Origin of the sequence: Rhodobacter sp. SGA-6-6 (assembly GCF_011043545.1) — a bacterium.
Taxonomy (GTDB): domain Bacteria; phylum Pseudomonadota; class Alphaproteobacteria; order Rhodobacterales; family Rhodobacteraceae; genus Pseudogemmobacter.
In genome coordinates this window covers 1-12626 of the sequence record NZ_JAAKGP010000026.1, presented here as the reverse complement: position 1 = coordinate 12626, position 12626 = coordinate 1, and the positions used below count along the sequence as shown (strand labels likewise).

Sequence of the window (12626 nt, the reverse complement as noted above, 5' to 3'; positions counted from 1 at the left end):
GAAACTCGGTATCGTTTGGAGGGAGAAGTGGCGGAGGGGATGGGCCTGAAAGACAACCTTCTCCATGTTAAATCGTTGACTTATATTACAATTAGTCAGGAGATCAGGTGGCGCACTGCATCAAGCCCGCTGGTGATCGATTCGATTGCGGCCGGCGGCAAAATCCATGCGCCGGTGCCGTAGATCATCTTCTGGTGCACCTTCGAGGGGCTGGTCGCCATTGCGCTGCTCCTGGGCGGCGGGCTTGCGGCCCTTCAGGCTATGGCGGTCTCGACCGGGCTGCCCTTCACGCTTGTGCTGCTCGGTGCCTGCTGGGCCGTTGTCACCGGCCTGATCGCGGAGAAACGGAAGAGCGCCTGAAAGGTCTTTCAGGCATCGGCCGGGCGGGCATTTGCCCGCCCGTTTCCGTTGTGCCCACGGCCGCGGTCCACATATCCCACAAGCCAGCGAAGCAGGCTCAGAGAGTCGGCGCTGCGGGAACATCCCGCCCGGCCAGCACCTGGCGAAGCGTGATCAGGCCGAGGATGGCCACGCCGATCAGGGTCGAGATCAGTTCGGGCGCGATCATCAGCAGCGCGGCCAATGTCAGCAGCGCACGTTCGATCCGCAGCAGCGGCCCCCTCAGCCAGTTGGTGATCGCCGCCGACAGCGAGACGATCCCCAGCACCGCGCCGCTGAAGGCCAGGACGAAGGCGCCCAGCGAGAAGTCGGCCGTCACCAAGAGGAGCGAGGGTGAGAACACGAACATGAACGGCACCAGCGCCTTGCCCATCGACAGGCGGAAGGCGGTGTTGCCCGCGTTGAACGCATTCGCCCCGGCGATGCCCGAGGCCGCATAGGCCGCCAGCGCCACCGGCGGCGTCACATCCGCCAGCACCCCGTAGTAGAAGACGAAGAAATGCGCGACCAGTGGCTCGACGTTCATCAGCCCCAGCACCGGCGCGGCCACCGCCACCATGATGATGTAGTTCGCGGTCGTCGGGATGCCGCAGCCCATCAGGATGCAGACCACCGCCGTCATCATCAGGGTGAACAACAGCGCCAGCGTCTCCAGGCTGAACAGCTCGAACGGCAGGAAGGCAAGGAAGCCGTGGACCGAGCCCGCCCAGCCTTGCGCCACGCTGGTCACCATGAAGGCGATCTTGAAGCCGATGCCGGTCAGCGTCACCACGCCGATCACCACGCCCACCAGCGCAGCGGCGGCGGTGACGGAAAGCGAGCTTTTGGCGCCCGAGACGAAGCCATCGTAGATGCCCGCGGCCCAGTCCTTCGCACCCTCGACCAGGCCCTTCGCCCTGACCGACTGGATCGCATAGACCACGATGCAGGCGAAGATCGCCCAGAAGGCGGACAGGAAGGGCGTGCGGCCCGACATCAGCATCCAGACCAGCAGCACCAGCGGCAGGCAGGCCAGCCAGCCCTCGCGCAGCACCTTCATCGCCTTCGGCAGTTCCTCCTTCGACAGGCCGCGGATGCCGAGGCGCTTCGATTCCAGATGCACCTGCACCAGCACGCCGAAGAAATGCATGAAGGCGGGCACCACGGCGGCGATCAGGATCGTGCGCAACGGCATGCCCAGATATTCCACCATCAGGAAGGCCACCGCGCCCATGACCGGGGGCGTGATCTGCCCGCCGGTCGAGGAGGCGGCCTCGACGGCGGCGGCGAAATGGCGCTTGAAGCCGATCTTGATCATCGCCGGGATGGTCAGCGCGCCGGTGGTCACCGTATTGGCGATGGACGAGCCGGAGATCGATCCGAGCAGCGCCGAGGACACGACCGAAACCTTTGCCGGCCCGCCCGAGAACCGCCCGGTCAGCGCGGTGGCAAGGTCGATGAACAACTGCCCCAGCCCGATCCGTTGTGCCATCACCCCGAACAGGACGAAGTGGAACACATAGGTGGCGATCACGCCAAGCGCGGTGCCGTAGATGCCTTGCGACGACAGGTAGAGGTGGTTGACGATCCCCGACCAGTCCGCTCCGGGATGGACGAATATTCCCGGCATCGATTGGCCGAAATAGGCATAGCCGATGAACAGCAGAGCGATCACCGGCAGGGGCCAGCCCATCGAGCGGCGCACGGCCTCAAGCAGCGTCACCAGCAGGATCGTCCCCATGATGATGTCAAGCTGGTTGGGGTTGCCGATGCGGAACTGCAGCTGATCGTAGACCCAGGGCACATAGAAGGAGCTTACCGCTCCGGCGATGGCGAGGACCCAGTCGGCGACCGGTAGTCCCAGGATCACGAAGCCGGTGGTCTTGTTGCGCGTTGTATTGAAGGCGGCGAAGCTGAGGTAGATGAGGAAAAGTGACACGCCCATATGCATCCCGCGATGCGTGGTCGCGCGCGGAATGCCGTAGCCCGCAGTGTAGAAATGATAGCACGAAAGCAGGAACATGATGACCCCGGCCAAGATCGCCACGGGGCGCAGCACCGTGCGAAAACGGGCTTCGGGATCGTATTCCTCTTCCAGGCGTCTCAGTTCCGCCTCGGACAGATGCCGGGTCTCTTCACTCATGAAACTCCCCCTTGGGACGGTCTTTTCTTTTGCAAAAGGACGCGGGCCTTCTCCGGCCCGCGTCACCGTTTCTGCTCAGGTCCGTCGCATCACTGCAGCTTGCCCGCTTCCTTGTAGAACTTCTCGGCGCCCGGATGGAACGGGATGCCCGCGCCCTGGACCGCATTGTCCACTGTGATATACTTGCCCTTGGCATGGCCCGCGCCGAACAGCTTCTGCGTGGTCTCGTTGAACAGGGCTTCGGTGATGCCGTAGATCAGTTCTTCCGGCAGGTCCGCCGAGGTTACCAGCTGCGCGCCGACCGAGATCGTGGGCACGTCGGCCTCCTGGCCTTTGTAGGTGCCCGCGGGGAAGGTATCGGTGGCAAAGAAGCTGTAGGTCTCGCGCAGCTTGTCCACCTCGGGGCCGGTGATCGGCACCAGCACCACGTCATGCTGGCTGGAAAGCTCGGCGATCGCCCCTGCCGGATAGCCGCCGACGAAGAAGAAGGCGTCCATTGCGCCGTCCCGCATCCGGTCGGCCGCCTGGTCGGGCTTCAGATATTCGGGCGAGATGTCTGCTTCGGACAGGCCGAAGGCTTCGAGGATGATCTTGGCGTCGACCAGCGTGCCCGAGCCGGGTTCGTCCAGCGAGACCTTCTTGCCCTTCAGGTCGGCGACCGAGGTAATGCCCGCATCGGCGCGCGCGACCAGGTGGATGCTTTCGGGGTAGAGGTTGGCGATCAGCCGCAGCTTCTCGACCGCGGGCTGGCCTTCCCAGAGGCCGGTGCCGGTCTGCGCCCAATAGGCCACGTCCGATTGCGAGAAGCCCGCCTCCAGCGTGCCGCCGTTGATCGAGTTGACATTGCCGACCGAGCCGTTCGAGGCGACGGCGGTGGCGATCAGCCCCGGCACGCCGCAGGAGCCGCCATCCTCGCAGGCGCGAGAGCCGGGCGGGTTCGAGATCGCGTTCGCGATCAGCCCGCCGATCGGGTAGTAGGTGCCCGCGGTGCCGCCGGTGCCGATGCGGAAGAACTGCATGTCCTGTGCCACGGCCCCTGCCGCCATCATGCCGACCGCTAGCGCGGCTCCCACGAGCGTTTTCCTGGATGCGAGTTTCATGTTTCCTCCAAAAGATACTATTGGCCTGTCATCTGCCTGGCTGGCGGACTCCCGAAGTCTAGGCGAGGGAGCGCCTCCGGGTCCACCCGCCAGATACTGATTGCTGCCAGGGTGAACCACAGCTTTGAGAGCCGGCCGGTGCGTCCGGCGAGCTTACTGTGCCTGCACTGAACCGCGAGCAGCGGCTTGGCTCACCGCTTGCATTTGCCCCGGATCTTCTCGGTTGCGAAACTACCGGGGCGCGGGTTGGTCGCCGCACGGCATCTCGATCTTCGGTTTTCCCCCAGCCGGGCCAGCTCCGATGTGGCCGACCTTTTCATGCGGCGATGATCCGGGCCTGCCCGGTGGCTCGGGCCAGCCGTCCCACGGCCTTGCCCGCGATGCGATCTCTGCTCGATGACGGGTGCGGGATGCGGCGGCCGAGGGTGCCGGAGGAACGCGGCCGGGCCCCGCCCCACCGGGGGGAGGGTCCCGGCCGGTTGTCGAATCATCCTGCTTCGCCATGGGCTTGGGCAAGGAGGATGTGACGTGACGAATGGCGAAATCGCGGCCCTCGTGACCGCGCTTGTCGCTGCTTTCATTGCGGCTGGACTATCCCGTCTTTCCGGCGGGTGAACATCGCAGGCCAGGCAGGGCGAACCGCCTGTCCGGTCTGCCGGGGGCGCGAAAGCCGCTTTGCTGCGGTTGCATCATCCGGGCAACGGCGACAGAATGACCAGCCCGCCGCAACCAAGAGGATTCGTATGACCATCACGCTCACAGGAGCCGGAACCGGAACGCCGCTGATCCTCGACCTCGAAACCCACCCGATCCTCAAGCTCGACGCGCGGCCGGACGGAACCGTGGCGATAGCAGTGAACGGGCCGGCCGGCCCACAGATCTTCCGGGTGCAGGAAGATATCGACACGGTGCGCCGGGCGATCTCCGCCGACGACCGGGCAGCCTGATCGCTTCGGTCCCGGCTGCGCCCCCCTCCCCCAAAGGCAGGAACGGAAAGACGAGTCGAATGGAGAGCATCCGTGCAATCGCGGCCGGTCACCCATGGATCGTGACTGTCTTCTGGCTGGGCGCGCTGGTCCTGGCCGCGGTCTTCGTGAACTTCGTCGTCAAGGTGGCGCTAGTGAAGATCCTTCACCGGCTGATCGCGGGCGTGCAGTTCCTGCAGGGGCCGGAGGTCGTGCGCTCGGGCATCATCGCCCGGCTGGCGAACGCGGCGCCGGCGCTGGTGATCTCCACCGGGATCATGGCGGTGCCGGGCCTGCCCCATGCGGCGGCAACGGTGGTCCGCAATGCGGCCAACGCCTTCAACATCCTGGTCGTCGCCATGGCGATCGCTGCCGCCCTCGGGCTGTTCCACACCATCTGGAAACGGCGTGCCGGCAGTTCCGGGCGCTCGATCAAGGGCTATGTCCAGGTCGCGACCATCGTCGTCTACGGGATCGCCATCATCCTGATGGTCGCGGCCATCATCGATAGGTCGCCCCTCATCCTGCTTTCCGGTCTCGGCGCGCTGACCGCCGTGCTGATCCTGGTCTTCCAGGACACGCTGCTTTCGCTGGTCGCATCCGTGCAGATCTCGTCGACCGACATGGTCAAGGTGGGGGACTGGATCGAGATGCCGGCCCAGAACGCCGACGGCGACGTGATCGAGATCGCGCTGCACACGGTGAAGGTGCAGAACTGGGACAAGACCATCACCACGGTCCCGATCCGCAATCTCGTCACCCAGCCGTTCAAGAACTGGCGCGGGATGCAGGAGGCAGGCGGGCGCCGGATCAAGCGAGCGCTGCACATCGACCAGAACACCATCCGCCACCTGTCGGAGGAGGAACTGGCGCGGCTGGGGCGGATGAAGCCGCTGCGTGCCTATATCGAGCGCAAGACCCGCGAGCTGGCCGACTGGAACGCCATGCTCGGCCCCGGGGAGGAAGCCGCCGACCGCCGCAGGCTGACCAATATCGGCACCTTCCGCGCCTATGTCGAAAGCTATCTCAAGGCGCATCCGCTCTTGCGCCAGGACATGACGATGATCGTGCGCCAGCTCCCTCCCGAGCCGGAGGGGCTGCCGATCGAGATCTACTGCTTCACCAACACCGTGGCCTGGGTCGCCTACGAGGGCATCCAGTCCGACATCTTCGACCATCTCTACGGCATCCTGCCGGAGTTCGGGCTGGCGGTGTTCCAGTCCCCCTCGGGACAGGACTTCATGCGATTCCCGCCGGTCATTGCGCCGGCATGACCGTCGTCGGCTCCGTAGCGCGAAGGGAAGCTGCGTCCAAAATTGACACCCATTGCGACGTTGAGATCAAGGCCTGAGCCGACACAATTGATCACAGAGTGAAGGCGGGTAAGGCCCTGATCGGGCTCAGGCCCGGTCTCTGACGCCTAGGTGGACGCCGATCACCCCGGTAGCGGGGGGCACTATTGCGCGCCGATCAACATCCGGTCGGCGTTGCGAACGTTGAATATAGATCCCGCCACGGCGCATTCCAAGTCGTGCGTGACCCGACCGCCCTCTGATTCAGACGGTGCGCGCGGCCATGATGCGGTCCAGCCAGCCGACCGCCATGTCTGGCACCGAGGCCAGAAGCTTACCGGTATAGGGCGCGTGGAGAGGGCGAGAATACCACCTCCTTGCCGCCCTGCTCGACGATGCCGCCGTGCTGCATGACGGCCACCCGGTCGGCGATGGCGCGCACCACCTCGATGTCAATCAGGGGCGTCAAAACTCACGCCGAAACATCCAGGGCGGGCCTGCTTTATCAGGACGCCACAGTCTCAGACGGTGATGAGACGGGCTCCGGCGGATTGGCTCAGGGCGGCGAAATGCTCGCTGCGCGTGGCCTCCGCGTTCAGGACGATATGATCCATCTCGTCCGGGCGGGCAAAGGACACCCGGCCGCGATGGCCCAGCTTCGAATGGTCCGCCAGCACGACGCGGCGGTTGGCATGGGCGAACATGGCGCGGGCGATATCGGCCTCGTCGGGGATGAAGCTGGTGGCGCCCTCGCGTCCGGTCAGGCCGAAGGGCGAAGAGAAGGCGATGTCGGCCGCGACATCGCCTATCGCCGCCACCACGCCCGCCCCGCGCGTGGACGGCGGATCGCCCGCGAAGTCGCCGCCCAGAAACACCACCCGGTTCTGGCGCGCGCGCGAGGCTTCGGTGCCCAGATGGGCCGCTACATCGACCGAATTGGTGAAGACCAGCAACCCCCCCAGGGCGGCAAGGCTTTCGGCAAGGCAGGCGGTGGTACTGCCCGCATCTATCAGCAACGTCTCGCCGGATCTGACGAGCCTGGCACAGGCCGCGCCGACGGCCCTCTTTTCGCGCAGGTTCTGTTGCGCGCGATAGCTGTAGGGCGCCTCGCTCTGCTCCCTGACCGACAGGGCGCCGCCATGGACGCGCCGCAATGCGCCCATCTCCTCCAGTTCCTTGAGGTCGCGCCGCACCGTCTCGCGCGAGACGCCCAGTTCGGCTTGGACTCGGTCCACGCCCACCTGCCCGAAGGTGTCGAGCAGCGCGAGGATGCGCGTATGCCGCTCAGCCTGCCACATGCCCACCCCCAATGTCCCGCGCCGAGATCAGCGACAGCGCCTCGGCATGAAGCTCGGGCGTGGCCGCGGCCAGCACCTGGCAGCCCGAGACCAGCCCCAACCTGCGCCCTTGCCAGTCGGTGATGACGCCGCCGGCCTCTTCGATCACCGGCACGAGCGCAAGGAAATCATAGGGCTGCAACTGGGTCTCCATCACCAGGTCGACATGGCCCGAGGCGAGAAGGCCGTAGGAATAGCAGTCGCCACCATAGCGCAGCACTGCTACGGCTCGGGACAGGGCGGTGAAGCGGCGGTGTTCGTCCTTGTCGAAATAGTCGGGCGACGTGGTGTAGAAACGAGCCTCGGACAGCTTGCGGCAGCCGCTGGTCCGGCAGGGCTGCATGTCGCCCGCGCGGCCGGTGAAATAGGCGCCCCCACCCCGCCGCGCGTGCCAGGTTTCGCCCATGGCCGGAAGATGGATCACGCCCAGGCGGGGCAGGTTATCCCGCACCAGCGCGACCAGCGTGCCCCAGATAGGCGAGCCGGTGATGAAGCTGCGGGTGCCGTCGATGGGATCGACCACCCAGACCGGCGCCCCGGCCGCGCCCTCATGCCCGAATTCCTCGCCCAGGATCGCGTGGCCGGGATAGCTGCCGTGGATGCGGTTCCGCAGGTATTCCTCGACCGCCCGGTCGGCCTCGGTCACCGGGCTGTGGTCCTCCTTCAGGCCGACCGTCACCGGATGGCGAAACCAGTCAAGACCGACCTTGCCCGCGGATATGGCGATTTCCCTTGCGAAATCAAGTTCCTGATCCAGAACTTCGGTCGGGGACATCATGGATCCACCCATCAGCTTCAATCCCCGGTCAAGGATCGCGCCCAATAGAAAAGCGCATAAAGCCATAAAAACAAAGATTGCCACATCGTCAAGCCTGCGTTAGCGTTTCTTCAAAAGACCACCCCGACAACGACCGCCCCAACAGGAGAATCCGATGACGAAGAGCACCAGCCTGCTTGCCGGCGTGGCACTTTCCACGCTTGTGGTGACCCCGGGCTTCGCCGACGAGATCACCGTCTACACCGCCTATGAAGAGGACGAGATCGCAGCCTATGTCGCCGGGGCCGAAGCCGCGATCCCGGGACTGAAGATCAACGTGCTGCGCCTGTCGACCGGCGACCTTGCCGCGCGTATCATTGCCGAAGCCGGCAACCCGCAGGCCGACATGCTGTGGGGTCAGGCGATCACCGCCACGATGGACCCCCAGATACTTGACCAGCTGGAGCCCTACGCCCCCGCGGGGATCGAGGCGCTGGACGCCCGCTACCGCGACCCCGAGAACCGCTGGTTCGCCCCTACCGGCTACATGGGCACCTTCTGCGTCAACACCGACCGGCTGGCGGAAAAGGGCCTGCCCATGCCCAAGAGCTGGAAGGATCTGGAGAATCCCGCCTTCAAGGGTGAGATCGAGATGCCCGACCCAACCTCCTCGGGCACCGGCTGGCTGCATATCATCTCGCTTCTGCAAGGTCCCGAGGGCGAGGAGGCCGGCTGGGCGCAGCTTGAGCGGGTCGACCCCAACATGACGCAATATACCCAGTCTGGATCGAAGCCCTGCAAGGACGCCCGCGCCGGCGAGGTGACGATCGGCATTTCTCTGGGCATCACCGGCGTGCAGTCGGTCGAGCAGGGCTATCCGGTCGTCACGGTCTTCCCCGAGGAAGGTGCGGGCTACGAGCTTGAGGCCGCGGCGCTGTTCAAGAGTTCGAAGAACAAGGAAGACGTGAAGAAGTTCATGGACTGGCTGCTGACGCCCGAGGCGGTCAAGATCTACGAGCAATACAAGATCCTGATCACCGCCCCCGGCGCCGCGCTGTCCGATCCGGCGAAGAAGGCGGGTGTGCCCGAGGATCTAGGCTCGATCCTCGCCGGTATCGACTTCACCCAGGCCGCCGCGGACCGTGACCGCATCGGCGACGAGTGGCTGGACAAGTTCGGCCGCTGAACCGGCCGGCCAGGCCAATCCTCTCCACCGGCACCCCATCCGTGCATGACCGGCGCGGATGGGGCTTCCGATCACGCAGGCGGAAACCGGAAATCCATGTATCTCGACGTTCGCGACCTCACCAAGACCTACGGCACCTTCACCGCGCTCGACCGTGTTTCCGCCGGTGTGGACGAGGGCGAGTTCGTCTGCCTCCTGGGGCCATCGGGTTGCGGCAAAACCACATTGCTGCGCGTCATCGCCGGGTTGATCGAGGCGGATTCCGGTCAGATCCTGCTGAAGGGGGCCGATATCTCCGGGATGCCGACGCGACAGCGCGGGTTCGGCATCGTCTTCCAGTCTTATTCGCTTTTCCCCGACATGACCGTGGCCCAGAACGTCGGCTACGGGCTGAAGATCCGCGGCGCGGCGCGCGACCGGATTCGCAAGCGGGTGGGCGAGTTGCTCGACATGATCCGCCTGCCGCACCTGGCTGACCGCTACCCCGGCCAGCTTTCCGGCGGGCAGCAGCAGCGCGTGGCGCTGGCCCGCTCGATCGCGGTCGATCCGCAGCTTCTGCTGCTGGACGAGCCGCTTTCCGCGCTTGACGCCAAGGTGAGGGCGGAACTCCGGCGCGAGATCCATTCGCTCCAGCGCGAGTTGCGCATTCCGACGATCATGGTGACCCATGACCAGGAAGAGGCCCTGGCCGTGTCCGACCGCATCATCTGCATGAACCGCGGCCATCTGGTGCAGGCGGGAACTGCGGAAGAACTGTATCTCCGCCCGCAGACCCGCTTCGTGGCCGATTTCATGGGCCGCAGCAACCTGCTGGGCATCGAGGCGCTGGCCCGTGTCGCCCCCGGCCTGGCAGCGGCAAGGCCCCGGGACGGCGCCGACCTGGCCTGCATCCGCCCCGAACAGATCGGGCTTTCGCCCGACCCGGACGGTCCCGCCCGCGTCAGGGAACTGGAGTTCCTGGGCAACATCACTCGGATCGGGCTGGACACGCCGGCGGGCAACATGGTCGCCGAGGTCTCGGGCCATTCCCCGGTGCGGCCCGGCGACCGGCTGAGCCTTTCGATCTCTTCCGAACATTGCGCCTGGGTGCGCGAGGACGCTGCGGCGGGCGCCCAATGACCGCCCGGCCTTCCACCGCGCCCGTCCCCGGCCGCAAGGGCCTTTTCGACGCCAACCGCCTGTTCGTGGCCGCCTGCGTGGGCATCCCGGCGCTGGGGCTGCTGCTTTTCTTCGTGCAGCCGGTGGCTATCGTCTTCCTGCGCTCGATCACCGAACCCGACGGCAGCTACGGCCTTGGCAATTATCACAGGATCCTGGAAGGCGCGCGCTTCTGGCGCGTGACCGGGCAATCTCTGGTGATGACGCTGATCACCACGGCGATCTCGGTTGGTGCGGGCTTCGTGATCGCTCTGGCGCTTTACCGCGGGCATTTCCGCGGCAAGTGGTTCGTGCGGGGGGCCATCCTGCTGCCGCTGCTTGCGCCCTCGCTGATGCAGTCGCTGGGGCTGATCTTCCTGCTGGGCCGCAACGGCATCGTCAGCCGCATCCTGGGAACCGAGATCGAGATCTACGGCCTCTGGGGGCTGGTGATTGCCAATACGCTTTACGCGCTGCCGCAGGCGGTGATGATCATCGGCGCGGCGCTGGTCCTGCTGGATGCCCGCGTCTACGAGGCGGCCGACGTGATGGGCGCGCGGCCCTTCCGGCAGTTCCGCGACCTGACGCTGCCCGCGGCGAAATATGGCATCCTCAGTGCGATCTTCGTGGTCTTCACCATCACGATCACCGATTTCGGCAATGCAGCGGTAATCGGCGGCAACTACACGGTGCTGGCGACCGAGATCTATCGCCAGGTGGTCGGGCGGCAGAACTTCAACCTCGGTGCCGTCGTCGGCATCATGCTGCTGCTGCCCACCGTGCTGGCCTATTTCATCGAAAGGCAGGCGTCGAGGAAATCGCGCGGCCAGAAGGCGGCGGGCATACTGCCCTATGTGCCGAAATATTCGCCCCTGCGCGATATCCCGCTGGCCGCCTTCAGCTTCGTCGTCTCGGGCTTCGTCGTCCTTGTCATGGCGGTGGTGGTCTATGCCAGCTTCGTCACCCTCTGGCCCTATGACCTGAGCCTGTCGCTGAAGAACTATGCGATCGATATCGCCGGCGGCTACGACTCGCTGTGGATCACCATCTGGATCTCGCTCTGGGCGGCGGCGGTGGGCACGGTCTTCGTCTTCGCGCTTGGCGTCGGATTACGTCACGCCCCCGCCTGGATCGCACAGCCGCTGCAGGTTCTGGCGGCGATGCCCGCGGCGGTGCCGGGGCTGGTGCTGGGTCTGGCCTATATCATGGCCTTCAACTCGCTCTCGAACCCGTTCAACTTCCTCTACGGCACGGCGACGCTGATCATCGCCGTCAACTTCTACCACTACCACACCCAGGCCTTCCTGACGCTCCAGACCGGGTTCCGCCAGTTTCCCGAGACGCTGGAGGAGGCGGGCGCTTCCCTTGGGGCGAACCTCGGTCGTCTGTCGCGCGATGTCGTCCTGCCCTTCATGGCGCCGATGCTGGTCTCGGTGCTGCTGTTCCTGTTCATGCGATCGATGGTGACCATCTCGGCCGTGGTGTTCCTGTCGACGCCAAGCGTCTCGGTCGCCTCGTTCCAGATCCTGCGGCTTGAGGATTCTGGGCGCACCTCGCAGGCTGCGGCCTTTTCCACCGCCCTGATGGGCGTGGTGATCCTGGCGCTTCTCCTGCTGACGCTGCTCAACCGCGTGATCGCCAGCCACCATCGGGCCGGGTAGCAGGCACGCCCACGAGTGCAGGGGTAACGGAAGGCTGCTCTCTCGAACGCCCGCTTCAGGTTGGGTGCGGAGGGGGCTCGATTGTTCATCGTCAGAACATTTGGCGCTGACGCCGGACAATTGGGGACGCCCTTCTTGATCGGACCGATGACGAGACCCGCAGCGCAATGATCTTCCCCATAGCCCTGCAGGATATCTACATCGGCAACAGCAAGTTCACGGAGAAGGAGATCGACCAGATCGATCTGGAAGCGCCCGATCTGATCCCGAACTGTGTGGCGGCGATCCTGCGCCAGTCGCGCCCCGAACTGTCCCGCTCTGTGCCCGCCAACCTTCCGGGCCAACTGCTCAAAGCCGGCCCGAAGCCCGGCCGAAACGATGCCTGCTCCTGCGGATCGCGCCGCAAATACAAGCAATGCTGCGGCCCGAACTGACCGGTCAGGCCGGGGCGCGAGGTTGTCAGGCTCTTTCAGCCAGCCGCAACCTCACATCGCCAGATGCGCGTCCACAAGGACGGACGCAATTCCACGGGTGAAGGCCCCTACATGGGGCAGCATCCTCAAGGGCTTCCGGCGCATCGCAACAAGATACGACAAGCGCGCCGACATCTTCCTCTCCGCCGTCTGCCTCGCTGCCGCAATCACTTGGTGAGCAAATTGAGTCTTAACCC

The 12626-nt window shown here is 65.3% G+C and carries 12 protein-coding genes and 1 pseudogene; 7 read left to right on the top strand and 6 right to left on the bottom strand.

All coding sequences use genetic code 11. The features are described from left to right. Positions 1-120: 120 nt before the first annotated feature. Positions 121-360, top strand: a pseudogene (locus tag G5B31_RS20335) (BCCT family transporter); the annotation flags it as partial. Positions 361-457: 97 nt separating this feature from the next. Here G5B31_RS20335 and G5B31_RS20330 read toward each other — a convergent pair. Next, entirely contained in the window at positions 458-2521 is a 2064-nt protein-coding gene (locus G5B31_RS20330) for a TRAP transporter permease (RefSeq protein WP_165020024.1), read from the bottom strand. Between the two features lie 89 nt (positions 2522-2610). After that, entirely contained in the window at positions 2611-3621 is a 1011-nt protein-coding gene (locus tag G5B31_RS20325) for a TAXI family TRAP transporter solute-binding subunit (RefSeq protein WP_165020023.1), read from the bottom strand. A 743-nt stretch (positions 3622-4364) separates the two neighbouring features. Here G5B31_RS20325 and G5B31_RS20320 point away from each other — a divergent pair. Then, on the top strand, positions 4365-4568 hold the full coding sequence (locus G5B31_RS20320; RefSeq protein ID WP_165020022.1) for a hypothetical protein: 204 nt from the start codon (positions 4365-4367) through the stop codon (positions 4566-4568). Positions 4569-4627: 59 nt separating this feature from the next. Continuing rightward, positions 4628-5860: a mechanosensitive ion channel family protein gene (locus G5B31_RS20315; RefSeq protein WP_165020021.1), complete on the top strand. Its 1233-nt coding sequence runs from the start codon at positions 4628-4630 to the stop codon at positions 5858-5860. A 352-nt stretch (positions 5861-6212) separates the two neighbouring features. Here G5B31_RS20315 and G5B31_RS21550 read toward each other — a convergent pair whose 3' ends face one another. Genes G5B31_RS21550 through hisN form a run of 3 tightly spaced genes read right to left on the bottom strand, consistent with a single transcriptional unit; the run spans position 6213 to position 7993 of the window. Then, positions 6213-6347: a hypothetical protein gene (locus tag G5B31_RS21550; protein ID WP_394352150.1), complete on the bottom strand. Its 135-nt coding sequence runs from the start codon at positions 6345-6347 to the stop codon at positions 6213-6215. A gap of 52 nt (positions 6348-6399) precedes the next feature. Further along, on the bottom strand, positions 6400-7176 hold the full coding sequence (locus tag G5B31_RS20305; protein ID WP_165020020.1) for a DeoR/GlpR family DNA-binding transcription regulator: 777 nt from the start codon (positions 7174-7176) through the stop codon (positions 6400-6402). Continuing rightward, entirely contained in the window at positions 7163-7993 is an 831-nt protein-coding gene (gene hisN, locus G5B31_RS20300; RefSeq protein WP_205912046.1) for a histidinol-phosphatase, read from the bottom strand. Before hisN ends, G5B31_RS20305 begins: the two co-directional genes overlap by 14 nt. A gap of 154 nt (positions 7994-8147) precedes the next feature. Between hisN and G5B31_RS20295 the strand changes: the two genes are divergently transcribed. The 4 genes from G5B31_RS20295 (at position 8148) to G5B31_RS20280 (ending at position 12390) form a co-directional block, all read left to right on the top strand. After that, positions 8148-9158, top strand: a complete 1011-nt coding sequence (locus G5B31_RS20295) for an ABC transporter substrate-binding protein (RefSeq protein ID WP_165020019.1) — start codon at positions 8148-8150, stop codon at positions 9156-9158. A gap of 96 nt (positions 9159-9254) precedes the next feature. Further along, entirely contained in the window at positions 9255-10277 is a 1023-nt protein-coding gene (locus tag G5B31_RS20290; RefSeq protein WP_165020018.1) for an ABC transporter ATP-binding protein, read from the top strand. Then, positions 10274-11956, top strand: coding sequence for an ABC transporter permease subunit (locus tag G5B31_RS20285; protein ID WP_165020017.1), 1683 nt, complete (start codon positions 10274-10276; stop codon positions 11954-11956). The genes G5B31_RS20290 and G5B31_RS20285 overlap by 4 nt, the downstream gene beginning before the upstream one ends. Before the next feature lie 167 nt (positions 11957-12123). Further along, the gene (locus G5B31_RS20280) at positions 12124-12390 is read left to right on the top strand and encodes an SEC-C metal-binding domain-containing protein (RefSeq protein WP_165020016.1); all 267 of its coding nucleotides are present in this window, start codon (positions 12124-12126) and stop codon (positions 12388-12390) included. Positions 12391-12441: 51 nt separating this feature from the next. Here G5B31_RS20280 and G5B31_RS21110 read toward each other — a convergent pair. Beyond that, the coding region (locus G5B31_RS21110; protein ID WP_205912045.1) for a hypothetical protein at positions 12442-12626 on the bottom strand (185 nt) is incomplete at its 5' end.

Excerpts from the sequence above, each read along its gene's own strand:
- G5B31_RS20330 (WP_165020024.1), bottom strand. The coding sequence starts at position 2,521 with ATGAGTGAAGAGACCCGGCATCTGTCCGAGGCGGAACTGAGACGCCTG.
- G5B31_RS20325 (WP_165020023.1), bottom strand. The coding sequence starts at position 3,621 with ATGAAACTCGCATCCAGGAAAACGCTCGTGGGAGCCGCGCTAGCGGTC.
- G5B31_RS20320 (WP_165020022.1), top strand. The coding sequence starts at position 4,365 with ATGACCATCACGCTCACAGGAGCCGGAACCGGAACGCCGCTGATCCTC.
- G5B31_RS20315 (WP_165020021.1), top strand. The coding sequence starts at position 4,628 with ATGGAGAGCATCCGTGCAATCGCGGCCGGTCACCCATGGATCGTGACT.
- G5B31_RS20305 (WP_165020020.1), bottom strand. The coding sequence starts at position 7,176 with ATGTGGCAGGCTGAGCGGCATACGCGCATCCTCGCGCTGCTCGACACC.
- hisN (WP_205912046.1), bottom strand. The coding sequence starts at position 7,993 with ATGATGTCCCCGACCGAAGTTCTGGATCAGGAACTTGATTTCGCAAGG.
- G5B31_RS20295 (WP_165020019.1), top strand. The coding sequence starts at position 8,148 with ATGACGAAGAGCACCAGCCTGCTTGCCGGCGTGGCACTTTCCACGCTT.
- G5B31_RS20290 (WP_165020018.1), top strand. The coding sequence starts at position 9,255 with ATGTATCTCGACGTTCGCGACCTCACCAAGACCTACGGCACCTTCACC.
- G5B31_RS20285 (WP_165020017.1), top strand. The coding sequence starts at position 10,274 with ATGACCGCCCGGCCTTCCACCGCGCCCGTCCCCGGCCGCAAGGGCCTT.
- G5B31_RS20280 (WP_165020016.1), top strand. The coding sequence starts at position 12,124 with ATGATCTTCCCCATAGCCCTGCAGGATATCTACATCGGCAACAGCAAG.